Annotated in this window: 23 protein-coding genes; 18 read left to right on the forward strand and 5 right to left on the reverse strand. The window is 63.5% G+C overall.

From position 1 onward, the window contains the following. Window positions 1–55: 55 nt before the first annotated feature. A complete protein-coding gene (locus BLR26_RS19905) occupies window positions 56–1,360 on the reverse strand; it encodes an EAL domain-containing response regulator (protein WP_143013295.1) in 1,305 nt (434 codons plus the stop codon). A 136-nt stretch (window positions 1,361–1,496) separates the two neighbouring features. Between BLR26_RS19905 and BLR26_RS19910 the strand changes: the two genes are divergently transcribed. The 7 genes from BLR26_RS19910 to BLR26_RS19940 all read left to right on the forward strand — a co-directional run bounded on the left by BLR26_RS19910 (window position 1,497) and on the right by BLR26_RS19940 (window position 7,255). Next, window positions 1,497–1,952, forward strand: coding sequence for a multidrug/biocide efflux PACE transporter (locus tag BLR26_RS19910; RefSeq protein ID WP_218124490.1), 456 nt, complete (start codon window positions 1,497–1,499; stop codon window positions 1,950–1,952). 61 nt (window positions 1,953–2,013) lie between these two features. After that, on the forward strand, window positions 2,014–2,679 hold the full coding sequence (locus BLR26_RS19915; protein WP_045201546.1) for a S24 family peptidase: 666 nt from the start codon (window positions 2,014–2,016) through the stop codon (window positions 2,677–2,679). A 113-nt stretch (window positions 2,680–2,792) separates the two neighbouring features. Next, entirely contained in the window at window positions 2,793–3,086 is a 294-nt protein-coding gene (locus BLR26_RS19920; protein ID WP_045201548.1) for a helix-turn-helix domain-containing protein, read from the forward strand. Window positions 3,087–3,185: 99 nt separating this feature from the next. After that, window positions 3,186–4,475, forward strand: coding sequence for an NAD(P)/FAD-dependent oxidoreductase (locus BLR26_RS19925; RefSeq protein WP_093384644.1), 1,290 nt, complete (start codon window positions 3,186–3,188; stop codon window positions 4,473–4,475). Window positions 4,476–4,487: 12 nt separating this feature from the next. Next, window positions 4,488–5,045, forward strand: coding sequence for a helix-turn-helix domain-containing protein (locus BLR26_RS19930; RefSeq protein WP_093384648.1), 558 nt, complete (start codon window positions 4,488–4,490; stop codon window positions 5,043–5,045). A gap of 23 nt (window positions 5,046–5,068) precedes the next feature. Then, a complete protein-coding gene (locus tag BLR26_RS19935) occupies window positions 5,069–6,421 on the forward strand; it encodes a glutamine synthetase family protein (RefSeq protein WP_093384653.1) in 1,353 nt (450 codons plus the stop codon). A 159-nt stretch (window positions 6,422–6,580) separates the two neighbouring features. After that, complete coding sequence (locus BLR26_RS19940) at window positions 6,581–7,255, forward strand: polysaccharide lyase family 7 protein (protein ID WP_093384657.1); 675 nt, start codon at window positions 6,581–6,583, stop codon at window positions 7,253–7,255. Here BLR26_RS19940 and BLR26_RS19945 read toward each other — a convergent pair. Beyond that, window positions 7,227–8,120 carry a LysR substrate-binding domain-containing protein gene (locus tag BLR26_RS19945; RefSeq protein WP_093384661.1) on the reverse strand — a complete coding sequence of 298 codons (894 nt, stop codon included), beginning with the start codon at window positions 8,118–8,120 and terminating at the stop codon, window positions 7,227–7,229. The two genes, BLR26_RS19940 and BLR26_RS19945, sit on opposite strands and share 29 nt — an antisense overlap. 125 nt (window positions 8,121–8,245) lie before the next feature. Between BLR26_RS19945 and BLR26_RS19950 the strand changes: the two genes are divergently transcribed. The 11 genes from BLR26_RS19950 (at window position 8,246) to BLR26_RS20000 (ending at window position 20,638) form a co-directional block, all read left to right on the forward strand. Continuing rightward, complete coding sequence (locus tag BLR26_RS19950; RefSeq protein ID WP_093384665.1) at window positions 8,246–9,307, forward strand: agmatine deiminase family protein; 1,062 nt, start codon at window positions 8,246–8,248, stop codon at window positions 9,305–9,307. Beyond that, window positions 9,304–10,209, forward strand: coding sequence for an N-carbamoylputrescine amidase (aguB, locus tag BLR26_RS19955; protein WP_093384669.1), 906 nt, complete (start codon window positions 9,304–9,306; stop codon window positions 10,207–10,209). Before BLR26_RS19950 ends, aguB begins: the two co-directional genes overlap by 4 nt. After that, a complete protein-coding gene (locus BLR26_RS19960; RefSeq protein ID WP_093384673.1) occupies window positions 10,206–11,297 on the forward strand; it encodes an extracellular solute-binding protein in 1,092 nt (363 codons plus the stop codon). The genes aguB and BLR26_RS19960 overlap by 4 nt, the downstream gene beginning before the upstream one ends. A gap of 24 nt (window positions 11,298–11,321) precedes the next feature. Continuing rightward, window positions 11,322–12,437, forward strand: coding sequence for an agmatine deiminase family protein (locus BLR26_RS19965; RefSeq protein ID WP_093384678.1), 1,116 nt, complete (start codon window positions 11,322–11,324; stop codon window positions 12,435–12,437). 84 nt (window positions 12,438–12,521) lie between these two features. After that, complete coding sequence (locus tag BLR26_RS19970) at window positions 12,522–13,121, forward strand: TetR/AcrR family transcriptional regulator (protein WP_093384682.1); 600 nt, start codon at window positions 12,522–12,524, stop codon at window positions 13,119–13,121. Between the two features lie 78 nt (window positions 13,122–13,199). Further along, complete coding sequence (locus BLR26_RS19975) at window positions 13,200–14,348, forward strand: efflux RND transporter periplasmic adaptor subunit (protein WP_176794277.1); 1,149 nt, start codon at window positions 13,200–13,202, stop codon at window positions 14,346–14,348. After that, window positions 14,345–17,473, forward strand: coding sequence for an efflux RND transporter permease subunit (locus BLR26_RS19980; RefSeq protein ID WP_093384696.1), 3,129 nt, complete (start codon window positions 14,345–14,347; stop codon window positions 17,471–17,473). The genes BLR26_RS19975 and BLR26_RS19980 overlap by 4 nt, the downstream gene beginning before the upstream one ends. A gap of 339 nt (window positions 17,474–17,812) precedes the next feature. Continuing rightward, window positions 17,813–18,598: a MipA/OmpV family protein gene (locus BLR26_RS19985; RefSeq protein ID WP_176794278.1), complete on the forward strand. Its 786-nt coding sequence runs from the start codon at window positions 17,813–17,815 to the stop codon at window positions 18,596–18,598. Window positions 18,599–18,700: 102 nt separating this feature from the next. Further along, a complete protein-coding gene (gene yghU, locus BLR26_RS19990) occupies window positions 18,701–19,540 on the forward strand; it encodes a glutathione-dependent disulfide-bond oxidoreductase (protein WP_093384701.1) in 840 nt (279 codons plus the stop codon). 115 nt (window positions 19,541–19,655) lie between these two features. Continuing rightward, window positions 19,656–20,228 carry a hypothetical protein gene (locus tag BLR26_RS19995; protein WP_093384705.1) on the forward strand — a complete coding sequence of 191 codons (573 nt, stop codon included), beginning with the start codon at window positions 19,656–19,658 and terminating at the stop codon, window positions 20,226–20,228. Between the two features lie 80 nt (window positions 20,229–20,308). Further along, on the forward strand, window positions 20,309–20,638 hold the full coding sequence (locus BLR26_RS20000) for a hypothetical protein (protein ID WP_093384710.1): 330 nt from the start codon (window positions 20,309–20,311) through the stop codon (window positions 20,636–20,638). On the opposite strand, the gene BLR26_RS27355 is transcribed toward BLR26_RS20000, so the two are convergent. From BLR26_RS27355 to BLR26_RS20010, 3 genes are all read right to left on the reverse strand, one after another. Continuing rightward, window positions 20,635–20,808: a hypothetical protein gene (locus BLR26_RS27355; RefSeq protein ID WP_176794279.1), complete on the reverse strand. Its 174-nt coding sequence runs from the start codon at window positions 20,806–20,808 to the stop codon at window positions 20,635–20,637. The genes BLR26_RS20000 and BLR26_RS27355 overlap by 4 nt on opposite strands. Before the next feature lie 97 nt (window positions 20,809–20,905). After that, window positions 20,906–21,832, reverse strand: a complete 927-nt coding sequence (locus tag BLR26_RS20005; RefSeq protein WP_093384719.1) for an alpha/beta hydrolase — start codon at window positions 21,830–21,832, stop codon at window positions 20,906–20,908. Next, window positions 21,819–22,655 carry an SDR family NAD(P)-dependent oxidoreductase gene (locus BLR26_RS20010; protein ID WP_093384723.1) on the reverse strand — a complete coding sequence of 279 codons (837 nt, stop codon included), beginning with the start codon at window positions 22,653–22,655 and terminating at the stop codon, window positions 21,819–21,821. The genes BLR26_RS20005 and BLR26_RS20010 overlap by 14 nt, the downstream gene beginning before the upstream one ends. Window positions 22,656–22,720 lie beyond the last annotated feature (65 nt).

The raw sequence follows: 22,720 nt of genomic DNA on the forward strand, positions 1-22,720 counted from the left end.
AGCTTTTAGCATAAGTGCGTTGCGCACGCCTTTAATTCAGTGCTGTTGGCGCAGGCTAGAGGTCGTCCTGTGCAGCAGTGAATGGCGCGGGCAGCCACGCCAGCAGTTCATGTGAAGACATTGGCTGGGCATAGTAAAAACCTTGCCCTAGTTCACAGCCCATCTCGATCAGTGCGCGACATTCTTGCTGACTACTTACCCCTTCAATGACCAGTGCCATGTTCAATGCGCGGGCCAACGCCACGGTGCTGGCAATCACCGCTTTACTGCGCGGCGCCTGAAGACTGCAGACGAACTCACCGTCCAGTTTGATCTCGGTGAACGGCAACTGACAGAGCAACTTCAACGACGAGTAACTGACCGCAAAATCATCAATTGACAGGCCGCAGCCCATGACCCGCAAACGCAACAGATTCTCCTGGGTCCTGGGCGGCATCTCGAGCAAGCCGCTCTCCGCCAGTTCGAAAGTCAGGTCTACAGCCGCCACCCCGTGGCGGCGCAACGCTTGGCGGATATGGTCGATAAGGCTCGCGTCGACCAGTTGTGAAGCATGCAGGTTGAAGGACATTTCCAACGGCCGCCCCTCCCGCTGCAACATGCTCATCAGGCTTAGGCCCTGCTCCAGCAACTGTTTGCACATTTCGTCGATCAGGTCGTAAGCCAGTACCGCCGCGAGGAAATCCCGGGGTAGCAGTGATCCCTTCGCAGGGTGTTGCCAACGTGCCAACACTTCTGCCCCGGCCACCTGGCCAGTGACCAGGTGGAACTTGGGCTGAAAGAAGGCCCGGAACTCGCCCAGGGCCAGCCCGCGACGGATGTCTTCTTCGTTGGGCAAGGTGCTGCTGGGCAGCGGCGCAACGCTCGTGGCCGGTTGCTGGCGCTTGTAGCCTTGCAGAATCTGTTGCAGCGCTTTGGCCTGGATCGGCGTACTCAGTGTGCCCAGCAGTTCAAGCCCGGAAAACCTAGTCATCTGCTCGATTGCCCGGCGCAACTGCGGTTGAAAATCACAATAGAGAATCACCGCCCGGACCAACGCGAGCTGGCTTGCGCAGTTGAGGAAATCGAGGCAGTCCATCCCTTTGTGGGCAAGATCGCACAGGGCTACGTCCACTGCGCCCTGCCTGTGCATCAAGGCCAGTGCCTGCTCGCCACTGCTGGCCTGGACGATATCGCCGACACCCAGTTGCTGTAGCGCAGAAACAACCGCGCTGCGCTGAACGGAATGTTTCTCTAAAACCAGAATACGCAGTGAGGTCATCGTTCGTCTGCCACTACCATGGAGCCAGGAGACAGCATTTTGTAGGCGGACAGCCGAATACTGAGCAAGGAAGTTCTCAGGTATTTGTAGGAAATTTCTCAAGCAACCGAGGGGTCAGGATTGGCTACGCTGGGTTTACGCACCTGCACTCCATCGCTTTTTACGATGGAACCTATTTTTCAAATAAGCAAAAAAGCGATGACAATAGCTTCACCGAAACACACCTTCAGGTGAAGTCATGAAACTGCAAGCCACCCACAAATCCTTTGCTGAACGCATCGTCCACGCCGTCGGCTTCGAACTGATCGCCGTGCTGATCTGCGCACCGGTCGGCGCCTGGCTGCTGAACCGCTCGATGCTGGAAATGGGCGCGCTGGCGGTGATGCTGTCGACCGTGGCGATGATCTGGAACATGCTCTACAACGCGGCCTTCGACCGCTTCTGGCCGGTCAGCCGGGTCGCGCGTACGGTCAAGGTCCGTGCCCTGCACGCCGGCGGCTTTGAAACTGGCTTTGTGCTGATCGGCGTGCCGATCGCAGCGCTGATGCTCGACGTGTCGCTGGTGCAGGCGTTCTTGCTGGAGATCGGTTTCTTCGCCTTCATGCTGCCCTACACCATGGCCTACAACTGGGCCTACGACCTGCTGCGCCAGCGCCTGCTGAGCGCACCGGCAAGCGTGGTGCGGGTGCAATAATCGCGTGAGTAACGCCGGGCCCCTCTTTAGCATCGAGCTAAATAGTGGCATTCTGCACCCCATGGATATCTACGCGATTCGCAAGCACAACCTGCTGCAGTTGCTCGGCACCCAACGCAAGGCCAGCTGTGCCGAGCGCTGGGGCATGAGCCCGGCGCACCTGAGCCAGATCCTGTCGCTGCGCACAGAAAAAAACCTCGGCGATGAAGTGGCCCGGCGCATCGAGCAGGCCGAGCGCCTGCCTGCCGGCTGGATGGATGTGCTACAGGGCGAGGCTGGTGTACCGGCCAGCGGCGAGTTCGTCAGCATCGCCCACTTCGACATCCGCGGTTCGATGGGCAACGGCAACACGCCACCGGCCCATGTCGAAGTAATCCGCGACCTGACCGTGCACCTGGACTGGCTGCGTGGCCAGGGCATCAGTTTTTCTGCCGCGCACAACCTGGCAATCATCAGCGGCGATGGCGACAGCATGGCCGGCACCTTCAACGACGGCGACCCGCTGCTGGTCGACCGTGGCATTCACGAGGTGCGCAGCGATGCCATCTACGTGTTCAGCCTCGACGGCGACTTGTTCGTCAAACGCCTGCAACGCCTGACCGATGGCGCCTTGCGGATGATTGCCGACAATCCGCTGTACCCGCCGGTATTGATCGAAGGCGCGGCGCTGGAAAAACTGCACATTCATGGCCGGGTGCTACTAGTTTGGAACGCACGAAGAGTATGATGGCAAAACAACCGACCGCTCTGGTCGGTTAATGGACACTAGACAACAGCAGTAGGATGTAGCGATTCCAGCAACGGATTGCTCGACCGAATCCGTGTGACTGAGATCGAATCATGAGCGGTAATCTGTGGGTGTGGGAAGAAGAAGAGCTGCTGGCAATGCGCAGGGCATTTGCTGCACTCAAAGCCGGGCAACCCCAGGCAGAGCGGGTGTCGCAGCGGCGCATGGCCGCCGAGATGGGCGTCAGCGTCACCACCCTGAATGCCTACATGACCGGCAAGCGGGCGCTGGACGTCAAGTTCGCGCTGATGTTTGAACGCCTCACCGGCATCCCCACGCGCAGCTACAGCCCGCGCCTGGCTGACGAGATCGCAAGCCACCGGCACCATCACAAACCTGCGGTCTAGAGCCTGCGCGCCATTGAACGCTGAGCCTCGCTTGGCCTCGTGAAATTTATCTGGTAGTTTTTCATGAAAAAATACCAATAAAAATTCATGAGGTCGGTCGTGTTCAAGCAATCTGCCCAGCATGTCGCCAGCTATTACGCCCAGACCTACCCCGCCGCCATCCCTCTGCGCCCTACCCTGCAGGAACGCCTGGACACCGAGGTGCTGATCATTGGCGCCGGCTTCAGCGGCCTGCACACCGCCCTGCGCCTGGCGCTCGCCGGCAAGCGGGTGACCCTGGTGGAAGCCAGCCGGGTGGCCTGGGCGGCGTCCGGGCGCAACGGCGGGCAGGCGTTGCTGGGGTGGTCGTGCGACATGCCGCCGCTGGAAAAGGCCCTTGGCCAGGAACGCGCACGGCGCCTGTGGGACAGCATGCGCTGGGCCGCCAGCGAGCTGCGTGAATTGCCCGAGCGCCACGGTTTTACCGTCGATTACCAGCGTGGCAGCCTGTGGGCGGCGGTGCTACCGCGACGGGTGGCCATGCTCCACGAGGCCAGGCACGAAGCCGAAACTAAATGGGGCTATGACCAGTTGCGGGTGATCGAGCGCGACGAATTGCCCGAATGGATCGGCAGCCCGCGCTACCAGGCCGCGCTGTACGATGCCGAAGGCGCCCACCTCAACCCGCTGAAACTGGCCCAGGGCCTGGCCAGCGCCATCGAAGCGGCCGGCGGGCGGATCTTCGAGCAAAGCCGGGTGCTCAGCTACCGCGATACCCCGGCAGGCTTTGTCGCCCGCACTGAAAAAGGCGAAATCCGCAGCGACGTGCTGGTGCTGGCCTGCAACGCCTACATCGACCAGCTTGACCGACCACTGTCGCAGCGCCTGCTGCCGGTGGGCTCCTATCAGGTGGCCACCGCGCCCCTGGACCCGGCCCTGGCCCGTTCGCTGCTGCCGCGCAACAGCTGCGTGATCGACAACCAGTTCGTCCCCGACTACTTCCGCCTGACCCCGGACCAGCGCCTGCTGTTCGGCGGCGGCTGTACCTACCTGGGCGGTATCCCCAAGGACGTTGCCGCCGCCACCCGCCCGGTGCTGGAACGGGCCTTCCCGCAGCTACAGGGCGTGGCGATCGACTACGCCTGGGGCGGGCATATCGATTGCAGCCTGCGCCGCACCCCGGACATCGGCCGTCAGGGCCAGCGCTACTGGCTGCAGGGCTTCTCCGGGCATGGCGTGCTGCCGACCCTGGCCGGCGCCCGCGCGGTGTCCGATGCGATCCTTGGCAACCACGATTTGCTGGCGTTGTACCAGGCCATCGACAACGGCCGCTTCCCCGGTGGCGACCTGCTCGCCGCGCCGCTGGAAGCTGCCGGCAAAGCCTGGTACCGCCTGCGCGACACTATTTGAGAGAGCCCCTTTATGGACATGCAGGAAGAAATCGAAAGCCTGGCGATCCTTATTCGCGACCTGCGCAAGCACCGCAACCTGACCCTCGGCGAACTGGCCGAACGCATCGACCGCTCGGTGGGCTTTCTGTCCCAGGTCGAGCGCGGCCTGTCGCGCCCGACCGTGGCCGACCTCACCGCCATCAGCGAAACCCTGTGCGTGCCGACCACCTACTTCTACAACCTGAGCAAGCCGCGGCAAGTCGACTGGGTCACCCGCCCCGGCGAACGGCGCACCCTGTATTACGCCGCCGGGGTCACCGACGTGCTGGTCTCGCCCAAGCTCAACGGCGGTTTCTCGATGCTCGAAAGCCACCTGGCGCCCGGCGCCAGCAGCGGTGACGGGCACCTGGACGACAGCTCCGAGCAAGGCGGGTTTGTCCTCGAAGGCGAGTTGAGCCTGTGGCTCGATGACGCCCCAGAGCCGGTCACCCTGCAGGCCAACGACAGCTTCCAGTTGCCGCCGCACAGCCAGTTCCGCTACGCCAACCTGACCGAACACAGTACCCGGGTGCTCTGGGTATTCCGTTGAAACCAAGCGCAGGATCGCACGTGATGACAACAATAAAAGACTGCCCTGATCTGCTTAGTGAAGTACGCGCATTTCGCGCCGAGCATCCTCAGGTGCGTTATGTCGACCTGATCAGCCTGGACATCCCCGGGCACTTTTATGGCAAGCGCTACCCGATCGACATGCTCGAAAAAGTCGCCGCCGGCAGCGCCCTGAAACTGCCGCAGAACTGCGTGCTGCTCGGTGTTCAGGGCGGCCTGCACCCGATCGGCGACTACTGCTTCAACGACGGCGACCCGGACGCGCCACGGCGGCTGATCCCCGGCACCCTCAAGCCGGTGCGCTGGGAGAACCAGCCGCTGGGGCAGATGCTGATCAGCTCTGACGGCACCGCCGCGCCCATTGAGTTCGAGCCCCGAGAAGTGCTGGCGCGGGTGCTGCAACGCCTGGAACGGCGCGGCATTCGCCCGGTGGTGGCCTTTGAGCTTGAGTTCTACCTGTTCGACCGCGCGCTCAAAGACGGCCTGCCGCAGTTCCCCCGCGACCCGTTCAGCGGCGATGCCGATGACCAGCCGAACATGCACATCGAGCGCCTGTCGCGCTACTCCGACGTGCTGCGGGACATGGTCGAGGCCGCCAACGAGCAAGGCGTGGACGCCAACGTCATTACCGCAGAACTGGGCCCTGGGCAGTTCGAGATCAACTTCGGCCACTGCGACGACGGCCTGCGCGCCGCCGACTGGGCCGCCCTGTTCGCCCGCAGCACCCGTGGCGTGGCGCTCAAGCACGGCATGCGCGCCAGCTTCATGAGCAAGCCCTACCTCGAAGCGCCGGGCAGCGGCATGCACGTGCATGTCAGCCTCTACGACCAGCAGGGCAACAACCTGCTGGCTGCCGACAACCAGCGCCCGCTGCGCCATGCCGTGGCTGGCTGCCTGGAGTTGCTGCCGCAGTGCATGCCGATCTTTGCCGCCAACCACAACGCGATGCGCCGCTACGGCGCCATGGTCAACGCCGCGAGCCGCGCCAGCTGGGGCTTTGAAGACCGCGACGCGTGCATCCGCATCCCCGAATCGGACCCACGCAACCTGCGCATCGAACACCGTCTGGCCGGCGCCGACGCCAACCCATACCTGGTGCTGGCAGCGATTTTAAGTGGCATGGAACACGGTTTGGAGGCCGGCAAAGAGCCGATTGCGCCGCTCAACGAAGACCGCAGCAGCGGCATCGACTTTCCCAAGGACATGCTCGCGGCGGTGGCGGCCATGCGTCATCACCCGGTGGTCAATGAACGGTTGGGCAGTGAGTTCGTCATGGTCTATTGCGAGAACAAGAGGCAGGACCACCTGGCGTTCATGCATGAAGTAAGTGCGCGGGAGTATCGCTGGTTTCTCTAGACTGCGCCGGCCTCATCGCGGGTCTCGACTTGATCCGCGATAGGGCTCGAAGCCGAGCGCAGTTTAGCTATTGACGAAATTTTAGCTTGCAGCTAATTATTAGCTCAAGCCCACATCCATTTCAGAGAGGGCCCACACCGAAAACCGAAGGAGAAACCCATGAGCGTCAACATTGACCGCCTAACAATCACCACCCCGGTACCCAAGTCCACCAGCGACCCCACCGCCCTGGAACTGACCGGCGCCCCGGCCCTGGCGCAACTGCCGAAAATCATCGCCAGGCTCGACGACGGCTCGGTCCGCTTCACCGCCCCAACCAAGGGCGCCTCAAGCAAAAGCACCCACCGCACCCGCTGCGAATGGAAAGAACCGACCTACTGGTCGCTCGCCAGCGCCAGCAAACACCACAACCACCAGAGCATGACCCTGAGCAAGGTCAACGCGGCGCAGAAGGTGGTGATCTCGCAACTGCACGTCAAAGACGACGACAGCCCGGTGGTCAAGGTGTTCTGGAACAAGGGCAAGCTCACTTACGGCTTTCGCCGAAGCTACAACCAGAGCGCCCCGGCCAGCGTCACCCTGCTGGCCAATGTGCCGCTGGGCACCGCGTTCGAGATCATTCTCGATGTCACCGCCAAGGGCGTGGTGACCCTCGCTGCCACCTGCAAGGGCAGCACCGCCAGCAGCGGACCATTGCAGATGGATGCCAGCTGGAACAGCCGCACCTTCAACTTCCACGGCGGCGTCTACAACCAGGTTGATTACAGCGACAACACGCCGGCCAGCGACGGCTCGGTCTGCATCATCAGCGCGCTGGCGCTGGGTCACCATTAAGCCCTGAGCCCTCTGCCAGGCACTGCTCAAGCCACTGGCAAAAGCTCACAGTCAAGGCCTCCCCTTCACTGTTACGGTGCACCAGCCACGCCCACTTGGGCCCGCGCACGGTCTGCTCGGTCAGCGCCACCAGGTTGCCTTGCGCACGCGCCTGCCCGGCCAGCAAGCCACTCACCAGGGCAATGCCCAAGCCCTGGCTGGCAGCGTCAAGCAACTGCCCGGGGTCGGAAAAATTCAGGCCCTGCAGCTTCTGCCCCACAGCCTCGCCACCCTGGGTGTGCCAGTAGCTCCAGTCCATTTCCCGCTCGCCGTGCAGGGTGGTCCGCTGCGCCACGTCGAGCTCCAGCAGGCGCGGGTGACAGGCCGGGTACAGCCGATCCTGCAACAACACGTGAAAGCTGCAATCGGCCTGGGCGCTGATGTCGTCGCGCACGGCAATGTCGATGGTCTGGGTGGTCATGTCGGGGATTTCATCGCTGGTGAAGAGCCACAGGTCCACCTCCGGGTGCCGCCGATGAAAGTCGCCCAGGTGCGGCACCAGCCAGTGCCGGGCAAACGCCGGCGTGGTGTTGACCACCAGTTGGTTGGGCTTGCGGTACTGCTCCAGGCGACGGATGCCAACGGTCAGTTGCTGCAGCATCACCTGGGTGGTGCTGAGCAGGTCGTGGCCGGCATCGGTGAGCGACACGCTGCGCCCTTCGCGAAAGAACAGCGGTTGCTCCAGGTAGTTTTCCAGGCTGCGGATCTGCTGGCTGATCGCCGATTGGGTCAGGTGCAGCTCTTCGGCAGCCTTGTGAAAACTGCCCAGGCGCGCCGCCGCTTCAAAACCGCGCAGCGTGTTCAGAGGTGGCCAGTGTTTCAGCATGACTGATAAGCCCAGCTAATCATATATCGGCAAAATCCATCGTTTGTTCAGGTGCAGACCCCAGTTATAGCATGGACACCCCGGCAACCTTGCTGAAAACAATTACTTAACTGAAGGGTATTGCAATGCACAACGACAGCGCCAACAACAACGGCTGGTTCATGCCCGCCGAATGGGCTCGCCACGCTGCCACCTGGATGGTCTGGCCGCACAACCAGGCCCTGTGGGAGTCGACCTGGGGCGTCACCCTGGCGGCTGTGCAGGTGGATTTCGCCCGGGTCGCCAACGCCATCGCCCGCTTCGAGCCGGTGAAAATGGTCGTCGACCCCAGCGCCGTCAGCCAGGCCCGCGCGTTGTGCGGGGCCAACATCGAGCTGATCGAAATCGCCGTCAACGACAGCTGGTGCCGCGACTCCGGCCCAAGCTTCATCTGCCACCCGCAGCAAGGCCTGGCCGGGGTCAGCTGGCGCTTCAATGCCTGGGGCGGCAAGTCGGCCCACGACCTCGATGAAGGCCTGGCCCGGCGCGTGCTCAATGGCCTGGGCCTGCCATGCTTCGGCAGTTTTCTGGCCAACGAAGGCGGCGCGATTCATGTCGATGGCGACGGCACGCTGATCACCACCGAATCGGTCCTGCTCAACCCCAACCGCAACCCGGGCCTGGGCAAGCAAGACATGGAAGAAATCTTCGTCCGCCTGCTGGGGGTGAACAAGGTCATCTGGCTGCCGGGCGACCCGGACTACGTCACTGGCGACATGACCGATGGCCACGTCGACGGCGTCTGCGCGTTCGCCCGGCCGGGCGTGCTGCTGGTCGATGCCACCGAAGATCAAACCTCGGTCTACGCCCAGGTGGCGAAGGAGAACCGCCGCGCCCTGGAACTGGCGACCGACGCCCGTGGCCGCAGTTTCGAGCTGATCGACCTGTACGAAGCTTCCGCTGCGGTCGACACCGATGCCGAAGTGTTCTGCGCCTCCTACACCAACTTCTACCTGTGCAACGACGCGGTGATCATGCCCGCCTACGGTATCGACGCCGACCAGCAGGCCGCCGCCACCCTGCAGCAGGCCTTCCCCGGCCGCAGCGTGGTACCGGTGCAAATCAACCAGCTGGCCCATGGCGGTGGCGGCGTGCATTGCATCACCCAACAGCAACCGGCCTGGCCCCTGAAAGGAGCCAAGCCATGAGCGCGCTGAGCGTCGCCAGCCTGCAGTTGGCCTGCAGCTGGAACCTTGAAGACAACCTCGATAACGCCGAGCGGCTGGTGCGCGAGGCGGCGGCGGCCGGGGCCAGGCTGATCCTGCTGCCCGAGCTGTTCGCCACGCCCTACCTCTGCATCGAGCAATGCCACGAGCACCTGGCCCTGGCGCAACCTTATGAAAACAGCCCGCTGTTGCAGCGCTTTGCCGCCCTGGCGGCGGAACTGAACGTGGTATTGCCGCTGAGCTGGTTCGAGCAGGCCGGCAATGCCTACTTCAATTCGCTGACCGTCGCCGATGCCGACGGGCGCTTGCTCGGCGTCTACCGCAAGACCCACATCCCCAACGCCATCGGCTACCAGGAAAAGGAATACTTCAGCCCCGGCGATACCGGTTTCAAGGTCTGGGACACCGCCGTCGGGCGCCTGGGCGTGGGCATCTGCTGGGACCAGTGGTTCCCCGAGACCGCCCGCTGCCTGGCCTTGCAAGGTGCAGAAATCCTCTTGTTCCCCACCGCCATCGGCTCCGAGCCCGGCGCTGCGGCGCTGGATTCGCGCGACCATTGGCAACTGACCCAGCGCGGCCACGCCGCCGCCAACATCCTCCCGGTGATCACCGCCAACCGCACCGGCGTTGAAGTGGCGCGCAGCGATGCCGAGCTGCACATGCGTTTTTATGGATCGTCGTTCATCACCGACCACAAGGGCCGCCTGCTGGCCGAAGCCGATCGCGACAGCCCTTGCATGCTGCTGGCCGAGCTGGACCTGGCGCACATGCGCGAAGAGCGCCTGACCTGGGGCATCTACCGCGACCGCCGCCCGGAAATGTACGCCACCCTGTTGAGCCTGGACGGCCGTCACCCACACAGCACCTGGAGGCATGGCGCATGAACAGCCTGAGAACCCTGATCGCCCTTTCCCTGGCCCTGGGCTGCAGCCTGGCCAACGCCGAAGACAAAGTGCTGCGCCTGTACAACTGGGCCGATTACTTTGCCGAAGACACCCTCAAGGATTTCACCGCCCAGACCGGCATCAAGGTCATTTATGACGTCATGGACAGCAGCGAAACCCTCGAGGCCAAGCTGCTCTCGGGCAACAGCGGCTACGACCTGATTTTCCCCGGCGACACCGTGGCCGAACGCCTGGCCCGCGCCGGCGCCCTGCAAAAGCTCGACCCGGCCAAACTCGAACACCTGGCAGACATCGAGCCCGGCCTGCAGCGCCTGCACCAGCGCTACCCCAACTCGCGCGAGAGCACCGTGCCCTACACCTGGGGCAGCATCGGCCTGACCTACAACCGCGCGGCCATCGAGCAGCGCATCGCCAATGCCCCGGTCAACAGCCTCGACCTGCTGTTCAAGCCAGAAAACGCCGCGCTGCTGGCCGACTGCGGCATCTCGATGATCGACTCGCCCGACGAAGTGCTGGCGGTGGTGCTGCACTACCTGGGCAAGGACCCACGCAGCGGCAAGGCCGATGATTTGCTCGCCGCCCGGCAGATGCTCGGGGCAATCAAACCGTACATCCGCAAGTTCCAGTCGCAGCCGGTGACCCAGCTGGTCAATGGTGACACCTGCATTTCCCTCGGTTACAGCGGCGACATGATCCAGGCCCAGCGCACCGCCGATGCCGCCGGTAAAAAGGTCGAGTTCCGCTACCACATCCCGGTGGAAGGCACGACCATCTGGATGGACAGCATGGCCATTCCCGCCGATGCCGCCCACCCGGAATACGCCTACGCTTTTATCAACTTCGTCATGCAGCCGCAGCAGATGGCCGCCATCAGTTCGTTCACCGGCTACCCCACCTCCAGCGCCAAGGCACGGCCGCTGGTCGAGCCGCAGATGCGTGACAACCCGGACATTTACGTCAGCGACGAAACCTACGCGCGGCTGATCCCGGGCAAGGACATTACCCAGAAAGACATGCGCGCGCGCATGCGTACCTGGACCACCCTCAAGACTTCCTCGGCCCATTGAGCCGTCACTACGAGAGCCACACCGATGACACCCCGTCGTACCTTTCTCAAGCATCTGTCAGTCGCCGCCGGCATTGCCGGCCTGGGCCTGGGCCCGTTGCGCCTGGCCATGGCCGCTGACCAGCGCTGGTTCATGCCCGAAGAAGACCAGGCCCAGCGGCGGATCTTCCTGGCGTTTGCCGCCGCCGAAAATGTCTGGGAAGACCAGGCGGACGCGGTCAACAGCTGCATCGCACAACTGGCCCGGACCATCGCCCGCTACCAGCCGGTCAGCGTACTCTGCCGCCCCGAAGACCTGGCCGATGCACGCGAGCAATGTGGCAGCGACAACATCGAGTTCCTGCCCATGGCGCTGGACGACATCTGGATCCGCGATTACGGCGGCTGCTTCGTCATCGACGACGACGGCAACAGCGCGCTGATGGACTTCAACTTCAACGGCTGGGGCAACAAGCAACGCCACCGCAACGACAGCCGCGTGGCGGCAACGCTGAGCGAAACCCTGAACGTGCCCTACCTGCAAAGCGAGCTGACTGGCGAAGGCGGCGGCATCGAAGTGGACGGCCACGGCACGGCGATCATCACCGAAAGCTGCTGGGTCAATGCCAACCGCAACCCCGACTGGAGCCGCAGCGATGTCGAGGCCGAGCTTAAAGCCAACCTTGGCCTGCGCAAGATCATCTGGCTGCCGGGCATCAAGGGCCAGGACATCACCGATGCCCACGTTGACTTCTACGCGCGCTTCGTCGAGCCGGGGGTGGTGATCGCCAACCTCGACAACGACCCGGACTCCTACGATTACCGGGTCACCCGCAAGCACCTGGAAATCCTCAAGCAGGCCACCGACGCCGACGGCCGCCGCTTGACCGTGCACCTGCTGCCGCCACCGGGCAAATTGCGCAGCAACCGCTTTACCCGCGACAACCCGGAGTTTGCCGCCGGCTACATCAACTACCTGCCGATCAATGGCGCGGTGATTGCCCCGCAGTTTGGCGACCCGAAAGCTGACCAGTACTGCAAGCAGTTGCTGGCCAAGTTGTACCCGGGGCGGACCATCGAGCAGGTCAACATCGACCCGATTGCTGCGGGCGGCGGCGGCATACATTGCATCAGCAAGAACATGCCCGACACCCGGCAGTAATCCCGCCAGTCGCCCTGCTCGCTTGACGGCGTGCAGCGGCAGGCCAATAATAGATCGATCAGTCAGTCTATTAATGAGCCAGACATGAGAACCGTAGACCCGGACAAAGTCGCCGCCAAACGCAAGCAGATCCTCGATGCGGCTATCGAATGCTTCGCGCGCAATGGCTTTCACTCCACCTCGACCGCGCAAATCTGCGCCGCTGCGGGCATGAGCCCGGGCAACCTGTTCCACTACTTCCCCAGCAAGAACGCGATCATCGAGGCCATTGCCCAGGACGACCAGCATGGCATGGCCGAGCTGATCGCCCACTACGCCAAGGCCAAGGACAGCCTCGCTGCAATCGAGAACATCGCCATCGCCATGATGGAGTTGTGCAGCGACCCCAGCTACGCCCGAATCAGCCTCGAAGTCGCCGCTGAAGCCTTGCGCAACCCTGAAGTCGGTGCCCTGCTTGCGGTCAATGACGCCAAGGTCAAGGCCGATCTGCAGGCCTTGCTCCAGCGTGGCATCGAAGCCGGGCAGATCGACCCGACGCTGGATACCTCGATGGCCGCGACCTGGCTGATCGCCCTGACCGAAGGCGGCATCGGCCGCGTCGTGCTCGAGCCCGGCTTCAAGGCCAAAGCCCATAAACCGGTGCTGCGCAAGATCATCCGCAGGTTCCTGCAGATTCAGCCATAGGCCGCCCGATATCAGCCTGTTGCGCTCGCTGTGCCTCCCCTTTGCTGTGCCTACTCGAGATTGATCGCGATGGTATCTGTGCTGCGAGACAAACCCCGTCTGTGGATCACCGGCCTGCTGTTACTGCTGGTGGCAGGCTGGGTGCTGGTGATGCCTGCCAGCGAACAAGCGGACATCACCCCTGCGCCCGTGCCCCTGCTCAAGGTCAGCAGCGTGCTGGCCGAACCCGGCACTGTGAGCCAGACCCTCCTTGTCACCGGTAGCCTGGTAGCCCGCGACGAGGTGTCCATCGGGACCGCACTGCAAGACACGCGCATCGCCAGGGTATTGGTCGAGGAAGGTGACACGGTGGTGGCCGGGCAACTGTTGGCGCAACTGGAAACCGACACCCTCGACGCCCAGGTACGCCAGGCCGAGGCCACCCTCAATCGCAACGCAGCCCTGATCAAGCAGCAGCAAGCGCTCGACATCGAGGCACAGGCCAGCCTTGCGCGAATCAATGAGCTGGGCAGTATCGGTGCGGTCAGCGCCCAGCAACTCGACCAACAGCGCGCCCAGGCCCACGCCAGCGCCGCCGCGTTAGCTGCCGCCCGGGCCGAGCACCAACAGGCCATCGCCCAACTGACTGACGCCCGCACTCGCCGCGACAAGGCCATCATCCTCGCCCCGGTCAACGGCATCATCTCCGAACGTCACGCCCGGCTGGGCGCCATGGCCGGTAGCGAGCCGCTGTTCAAACTGATCCGTGACGGCCAACTCGAGCTCGATGGCGAACTGGCGCAAAGTGCGTTGCAAGCAATTCGGGTCGGTACTGCGGTCCAGGTGCAGGTCGCGGGCATGGACCAGAGCGTAGCCGGCACGGTGCGTTTGCTGGCGCCCAAGGTGGATGCCGGCACCCGCCTGGGGCGCGTGCGCATCAGCCTCGCGGCAACGGCCGATGCGCGCGCTGGCAGTTTCGCCAGTAGCAGGATCGAAACCGGCACTACCGCCGCGGCGGTGGTCATTCCGCTACGGGCGGTGACCCTTGCCGAGGATGGCGGCGCCACCGTCATGGTCCTTGATGCCCACGGCCAGGCGAGCGTGCGTAGCGTGGTCCTTGGCCAGCGCAACAGCCTGCGGGTGCAGGTCAGCAGCGGCCTTGGCGCCGGTGAGCGGGTGGTGGCAAGCGCCTCGGCCTTCGTGCGCAACGGCGACGTGGTCAGCCTGGCACAGGAGCTGGAGCAATGAACCTGGCGGTGTCGTCCTGGGCCATTCGGCGGCCCATCCCGACCCTGGTATTGTTCCTGGTGCTGGCCGTGGCCGGCTGGATCTCCTTTGCCGACCTGCCGATCAACGCCAACCCACGGGTCGACTTTCCGGTGATCACCGTCGCCGTGGTCCAGGTCGGTGCCGCGCCGAGCGAACTCGAACATGCGGTCACCCAGCGGGTCGAGCGCGCGGTGTCCGGCCTGGCCGGTATCCGTCACATTACCTCGACGATCGCCGATGCCATCTCGGTCACCACCGTGGAGTTCCAGCTCGGTGTCGACCCCGACCGCGCCGCCAACGACATCCGCGATGCCATCGGGCAAATTCGCGCGGACTTGCCGCAGACTATCGAAGAGCCGCTGGTCACGCGCATTGATGTCGAGGGCGGGGCGATCCTCAACTACGCCGTCAAATCCAGTGCGCGCAATGCCGTGGACCTGTCCTGGTTTGTCGATGATGTACTCGGCCGGGAACTGCTTGGCGTGCCCGGGGTGCAAAAAGTGCAGCGCCTGGGCGGCCTGGAGCGTGAGGTCAAGGTCGAACTCAAGCCCGAGCGCCTTGAGGCGCTGGGTATCTCGGCCGACCAGGTCAACACCCAGCTGCTGCACAGCAACAGCAACGTGCCCGGCGGGCGGGCGATTCTCGCCGACAGCGAGCAATCCATACGCACACTGGGCAGCGCCCTGACCGTGCAAGCCCTGGGCGACACGCCAATCGCCCTGCCGGACGGACGCTGGGCGCGGTTGAACGAGCTGGCAAGCGTGGTCGATGGCGCCGGTGAAATGCGCTCGCTGGCGCGCCTGAATGGCGAGCAGGTGGTCGGTTTTGCCGTGTTTCGTGCCAAGGGCTCCAGCGATACCCGGGTGGCCGCAGGGGTTGAGGCTGCGCTCCAGCGCCTGCAGCAACATCACCCGGACATCGAAGTCCAGCAGGTCGCCTCGATGGTCGACTACACGCTGGCCAGCTACAACGCCGCGATCATGACCCTGATCGAAGGCGCGCTGCTGACGGTGCTGGTGGTACTGCTGTTCCTGCGCAACTGGCGTGCGACCCTGGTGGCGGCCATCGCCCTGCCCTTGTCGATCCTGCCGACTTTCGCCGCCATGGCCTGGTTCGGCTATAGCCTCAACAGCATCACCTTGCTGGCCCTGACCCTGGTTATCGGCATCCTGGTCGACGATGCGATTGTCGAAATCGAGAACATCGAGCGGCACCTGGACCAGGGCAAGCGCCCCTACCAGGCCGCCATTGACGCCTCAGATGCTATCGGCTTCGCCGTGGTGGCAATTACCGCGACCATCGTTGCGGTGTTCCTGCCGGTGAGCTTTATCGGCGGCTTTGTCGGCCAGTATTTCACCCCCTTTGGCATCACCGTGTCGGCAGCGGTGTTGAGCTCACTGCTGGTGGCACGGCTGCTGACGCCGCTGATGGCCGCCTACTTACTCAAGCCCAAATCGACTGAGCATCAGTTGCAGGCAACGCAAGCGCCCTCTGGCTTGCTCGCGCGCTATCTGCGCCTGCTTGAGTGGGCACTGGCGCATCGGCGCAAAAGCCTGGTGATCGCGGCGGTTTTCCTGCTGGCTTCCTTTGCCCTGGTACCGCTGCTGCCTTCGGGCTTCATGCCGGTCAGCGATACCAGCCTGAGCCGCATCGATGTCTCCCTGCCACCCGGCACGCCCCTGGCGCAGACCGACCGGACCCTGCAACAGATGGCCGCGAAACTGCGCCAGCAGCCGCAGGTGATGTTCGTCTTCAGCACCGCCGGCGGCGAAGATGCCTCCGGCGCCACCGATGTCGCCAGCGGCCAGTTGCTGGTGCGCCTGGTGCCACCCGAGCAACGCGAGATGAGTCAGAAGGTATTCGAGCACGCACTACGACCGGTCCTCGGTGAGTTCGCCGATGTGCGCTTTGCCTTTCGCAGCGACAGCGCGGCGCGAGACATCTCGGTGATTCTCGTCGGTGCCGACGCCCGGCAACTGTCCCAGGCCGCTTACGCGCTGCAAAGCGATATGCGCATGATCAAGGGGCTGGCCAATGTCCAGGTCAACGAACCCTTGCCGCGTCCGGAGCTGTTGATCCGCCCGCGCCTGGATGAGGCCGCCCGCTCTGGCGTCAGTGCCCAGGCCATCGGCAGCGTGGCGCGAATTGCCACTTTGGGCGATATCAATGCCAATTCAGCGCGCTTCAACTTCCACGACCGGCAAGTACCGATTCGCGTGCAACTGGCCGAGGGACAGCAAGGCGACCTCGACACCCTGCGCAACCTGCGGGTGGCCAGCGACAACGGCGGCACGCTGGCGCTGCACAGTGTCGCCGACATCGACTACGGCAGTGGCCCGACAAGGATCGAACGCTTCGACCGGCTGCGGCGCATCTCGGTGGACGCCGACCTCGCCGGCATAAGCCTCGGCTCGGCGCTGGAAGTGATCCAGGCCACCCCCGCCTTGCAGCACCTGCCCCTTGGCGTGCGCGAGGTGGAGTATGGCGACGCCGAGTACATGAATGAAATGTTCGAGAAGTTCGCCACGGCCATGACCTTCGGCATCCTCATGGTGTTTGCCGTACTGGTCCTGCTGTTTCGTGACTTCCTGCAGCCGCTGACCATCCTCGTCTCGCTGCCCCTGGCGGTCGGCGGGGCCATCGGCGGCCTGCTGTTGTATGGCGCCGCCATCGACCTGCCGGTGGTTATCGGTTTGCTGATGCTGATGGGCATCGTCACCAAGAATTCGATTCTGCTGGTCGAGTTCATCATCGAAAAGCGCCGCGCCGGCATGCCTCGGCACCTGGCACTGATGCAGTCGGGCGCCGAACGCGCCAGGCCAATTGTCATGACCACCCTTGCCATGGTCGCCGGTATGCTCCCGGCAGTCCTCAGCAGCGGCGCCGATGCAGGTTTTCGCGCGCCCATGGCAATTGCCGTGATCGGCGGGCTGGTGACTTCAACCTTGCTCAGCCTGGTCTTCGTACCGGTGGTGTTCAGCTATATGGACGACCTGAACAACTGGCTGGCCCCGCGCCTGGCAAAACTCACTTACGTGACTGCGCAAGACCGGGCGGCGGCACAACAGCAACTGGCAGAGGCAAATAATGATCAGACAGTTTAAGCGCTCTTCGCCGCGCGGGCATTTCTCCTTTATTCGCACACCCTCGGGTTAATAGCGGTATTTGTCCCCTGCGGCGCCAATAAGCATATCTAGCCGCTATTTAATTTTGATGAAACCCGTAACAGCCAGGGCAAACGTTATTGCCTGTCATCGGCTATTGAGCCGTTGGGTACTGCTGTTCTCCAAGTTGCTCTTCGGGCTTCGCCGGATGTTCTACAAAAACTGCAAAGCCATTGAATAAATATGCCACTAACAGAGTTTTACATCCTGCTCACGGATACTAACAACAAAGCCCCGTACCCTGATCAGACTTAAATTTACGGGAACACTGTAACCCCCATGAAGACGACAAGGATCTACACTGCGTTGACTGGTCTCTGCCTGGTGAGCGCCTCAGCGAACTTATTGGCGCAAGAGTGGCAGTTCACCTTGCAAGGCGGCGCCGCCAATGCCCCCCGCTACAGTGGCAGCAGTGAGCGCTCTACGGCACCGGTGCTCGGCTTCGAGATCGAAAGCCCTTATGGTTTGTTCCTGCGGGACAAAGGCCTGGGCTGGAAACACGATTGGGACGACGCCAGTTTCAGCACCTACATCGGCACCAGCGCCGAGCGCAAGGACCGCAAGAAAGGCTACCGCGGTTCCGACCGCCTGCGTGGCATGGGTTCGATCAAATCCCGCGCGCTGCTGGGCATGGAAGGTTCCTACACCTGGGGGCCGGTCACCTTCGGTGCAACGTTCGAGCATGCGCTGAAAAAAGACAGCAACAAAGACACCGGCTCCGCCTACCAGACCCTCGAACTGAGCGTCGGCACCACCTTGTACGAAGGCGATTTCGGCAGCCTGAGCGGCAACGTCAATGCGCTGTTTGGTGACGCCGACTACGTCCGTACCTGGTATGGCGTCAGCGCGCAACAAGCGGCCAACAGCCGCTTTGCCGCGCACAAGACCCACGGCGGCCTGGTCAGCCAGGGCGTCAACCTGACCTGGAGCCTGCCGCTGAGCGACAACACCCGCCTGCATACCCTGCTGGATGTACAGAACCTCTCCGGGCATGTGAGCGACAGCCCGATTGTCGAGCGGCGGGTACAAACCTCGATCGCCAGCGTGCTTGAGTACAGCTTCTAGAACGCTGGCTTTTGCGCCCGGGCAGCAGTGGCCGCGCGGTTTGACAAGAGCGCGCGCCAGGCCCGAACATGAGCCCCTCGAGCACACCAGGAGGTTCATCGCATGAGCAAGGCACCCTACGTCCCGCCTCGGGTCTGGCAGCACGACGCGCCGTCGGGCGGCGAGTTCGCCAACATCAACCGCCCGGTGGCCGGCCCGACCCACGACAAGGCCCTGCCGCTGGGCAAGCAGCCGCTGCAACTGTACTCCCTGGCCACGCCCAATGGCGTCAAGGTCACCATCCTCCTCGAAGAGCTGCTGGCCCTCGGGCATGCCGGCGCCGAGTACGACGCCTGGCTGATTCGCATCAGCGAAGGCGAGCAGTTCTCCAGCGGCTTCGTCGAGATCAACCCCAACTCGAAGATCCCCGCCCTGCTCGACCGCAGCGTGCAACCGCCGGTGCGGGTGTTCGAGTCGGGTTCGATCCTGCTCTACCTTGCAGAAAAATTCGCCGAGTTCCTGCCCCGCGACCCAGCGGGTCGAACCGAAACCCTCAACTGGCTGTTCTGGCAGATGGGCGCAGCGCCCTACCTGGGCGGCGGCTTCGGCCACTTCTATGCCTACGCGCCAGAAAAATTCGAATACCCGATCAACCGCTTCAGCATGGAAACCAAGCGCCAACTGGATGTGCTCGACCAGCGCCTGGCGCAAAGCCAATACCTGGCCGGCGACAGCTACACCATCGCCGATATCGCCGTCTGGTCCTGGTACGGCCAACTGGCGCTGGGCAGGCTGTATTCGGCGGGCGAGTTCCTCAGCGTGCAGGACTACACCCACGTGCAACGCTGGGCGCAAGCCATTGCCGAGCGCCCGGCGGTCGTCCGCGGCTTGCGGGTCAACCGCACCTGGGGCGATGAAGCCAGCCAGGTGCCCGAGCGGCATTCGGCGCAGGACCTGGACTGAGGCAACAGTATTCGACGTCAAACGCGAGTACTGTGCGACAAACACTGGCAGGGATAGCCATTGTGCTCCACTGTCAGGTCAAGCAAACGACCCTGAAGCGAGATAACTGAAGAACATGAAGTTCACCACACGCACCGCAATCATCACCCTTGGCGCCTCTGCTCTCCTGGCGGGCTGCAACAACGAACCTGAGTATAAGGTCACCGGCACCAACGCCAACGAAATAAGCCAGTACAACCAGCAGCGCGAAAGCGCCGCCGCTTACCTGACCAAAGTTCAGGCTTATGTCGCTGAGATCAAGGCCATGGAAGCGCTTCCGGTTGGCCCTGCCCTGCCTGCGCAACACCAGAAGATGCAAGCACTTAAAGTCGAAGGCGACGGAGTTGGTTCAATTGTTTCTCCGCTTTCTCACTGCCGAGCAAGCGGCTACGCAGCCTCGGAATACTGGCAAACCGTAGCAGGCATGATCACGACTCAGCCCCCTTCCGCTGCCCTTGAAAGATTTGCCAGCGAGGTCCAGCAATGCCAGCAGCAACTGCAAAACCCACCCAAGGCCATCACCTACATTGAAGGGCCTGCCGATAAGCAACCAGCTTACCCGGGCTGCCTGGAAATCTTGGCACTGGGTGAGAAAGACGGCGATACCCGGACATGGAGCTGCCCTACCGAATCCATGCCTTCGACATGAGCCTTTAACGCCCACAGGCGGCGCTCAGACCTCAAACAAGCGCCGTCCACTACAAGAATCAAGGGCTAATCAAATCCAGGATGGAGCACTACAAATCACTGTTACAGGCGCTGTTCTTCTTTGCGCTGACCTTCGGCCTTGGCTATCTGTCGATACGCCGCATGCGCAAGCTGCGCGAGGCCGTCGACAGCGAATTCGAAGCGGCGCTGCGCCGCCTGCACATCGACCACCACGAAGTGCTGCTCGACCGCACCCAGCGCCAGTATCACCCGGAGACGACCCAGGTGCACCGGATACTGCGCGATGACCAAGGCCAGCACTACCTGTACGTGCACATCAGCGGCTCGCCCGGGGTCCTCCAGCCACTGAGCCGCGAGCGGGCGCTGCTGGCCCTGGGCAACAAGGCCTAAGGCATCAGCCTGGCGACGCTCGGCACCGGGATGTAACACGGCTGGAAGCTGGGCTGGCAGTAATAGGCCATGGTCACCGGCGCCGGCAGCGGGCGGGTCAGCAAGGCGCTGTAGACAGCGCCAAAGGCGCAGACGGTCAAGGCAAGGCAAATTGTTCTTGTTGTTTTCATGGCCATTCCACCACAGGTGAGGAAAAGACGTTGTGCGCTCAAGACTAGAAACTGCTGCGACAACCTGCTTCGTCCAAACGGACTAGGCCGCCGCCATTCAGCCCAGCGCCCGGCGCAGGTCGGCCGCGGCCCCGGCCAGGGCCAAGGCAGCGCCCTCGACAAACGCGCTCATGCTGATAAAGCCATGCACCATGCCCTGGCAACGCTCCAGGCGGGTGGCCACACCTGCTTGTTGCAAACGTTGGGCAAAGGCTTCGCCTTCGTCGCGCAATGGGTCGTACTCGGCGGTGATCAGGGTGGTGGCGGGTAAACCCTCCAGTGACTCGGCGAGCAGCGGCGAGGCCAGTGGCTCCTCGACCTGCTCGGGCTGTTGCAGGTAGCTGCGCCAGAACCAGGCCATCATCGCCCGCGACAACAGATACCCTTCGCCATACACCTGGTACGACGGGGTGTCGCAGCGGCCATCGGTGACCGGGTAGAACAGGCACTGGTAGCGAATCTGCGGGCCCTGGCGCTCTGCGGCCAGGCGGCTGACGGCGATCGCCAGGTTGGCCCCGGCGCTGTCGCCGGCCACGGCCAGGCGGCTGCCGTCGACGCCCAGGCTGGCGGCATGTTCGACCAGCCAGCAGGTGGCGGCATAGCAATCGAGCGGCGCCGCCGGAAAGCGCGCCTCCGGTGCCAGCCGGTAGGCCACCGACACCACCACCGCGCCAGTGGCGCTGGCCAGTGCCCGGCACAGATGGTCATGGGTATCGAGGGTGCCGATGACAAAGCCGCCGCCGTGGAAGAACACCAGCAGCGCCAGGTTGTCTTGCACCAGCGGCCGGTACAGGCGGGCATCCAGCTCGCCAGCGGCGCCCGCCACGCGCAGCTCACGCACTTCGGCCATCTGCGCGCCAGGGATCGGCGGCAACAGGTGGTCGGCATATTGCCGATACTGCACGGCATCGAGCCGGTGGTAGTCGGGCTCCCCCTGGACGCTGAACTGTTCGAGCACGGCGGCGATCTGTTTATCGAGCGGCATGGGCGTCTCCTTCGGCGATCATCTGGAACTGCGGGTTGGTTTCTTCAAGGATGCTGCGCAAGCGCAGCTCCAGGGCGGGCTTGAAGTCTTTGTGCGGGAAGATCCAGAAGCGCCGCTCGGCCAGCGCGGCGAATACCTGGGCGGCCAGCTCGCGGGGCGTCATGCCCTGGCGAATGTGCTCGTCGAGCACGGCGCTGAAAGTGGCGTCGGCCTGCTCGCGGGCCTGGTTGGAGGCCATGATGTCACTGGCCACCGGCCCCGGGCAGAGCACCGCCACCGAGACCTGCGCGCCGAGCATGTCCAGCTCGTATTTGAGGGTTTCGGATAACGCCACCACCGCTTGCTTGGTGACGTTGTAGGGCGCCATCAACGGACTGCTGAGCAAGCCGGCGAGCGACGCGGTGTTGATCACCTGGGCCGGGTGGCCCTGCTCGAGCATCAGCGGCACAAAGCTGCGGATGCCATTGATCACCCCTTGCAGGTTGATGGCGAGCATGCGCTGCCACTGCTCGTGGCTGATCTGCCAGCTGTAGCCGGTCTGCATCACCCCGGCATTGTTGAACAGCAGGTCGACCCGCTGAAAATGCGCTAGGGCGACATCACGCAGGCGCTCGACCTGGGCCACATCGCTGACGTCGGTCAGCTGGGCAATGGCCTGCACGCCCTGGCCTTGCAGTTGCGCGCTCAGCGCCTGCAAACCCGGGCCATCGACATCGGCCAGTACCAGCTGCATGCCCAGCCCTGCCGCATGCTCGGCCAGGCCCCGGCCGATCCCGCTGGCGGCGCCGGTAATCACCGCCACCCGCCCCTGCTCGTTGCTCATTGCGTTCTCCTGCTGCTGGCTTGATTGCGCCAGTAGAGCCGTCAGCCCACGGCCGGCCATCGTCC

Origin of the sequence: Pseudomonas sp. UC 17F4, assembly GCF_900101695.1 — a bacterium.
Classification (GTDB): domain Bacteria; phylum Pseudomonadota; class Gammaproteobacteria; order Pseudomonadales; family Pseudomonadaceae; genus Aquipseudomonas.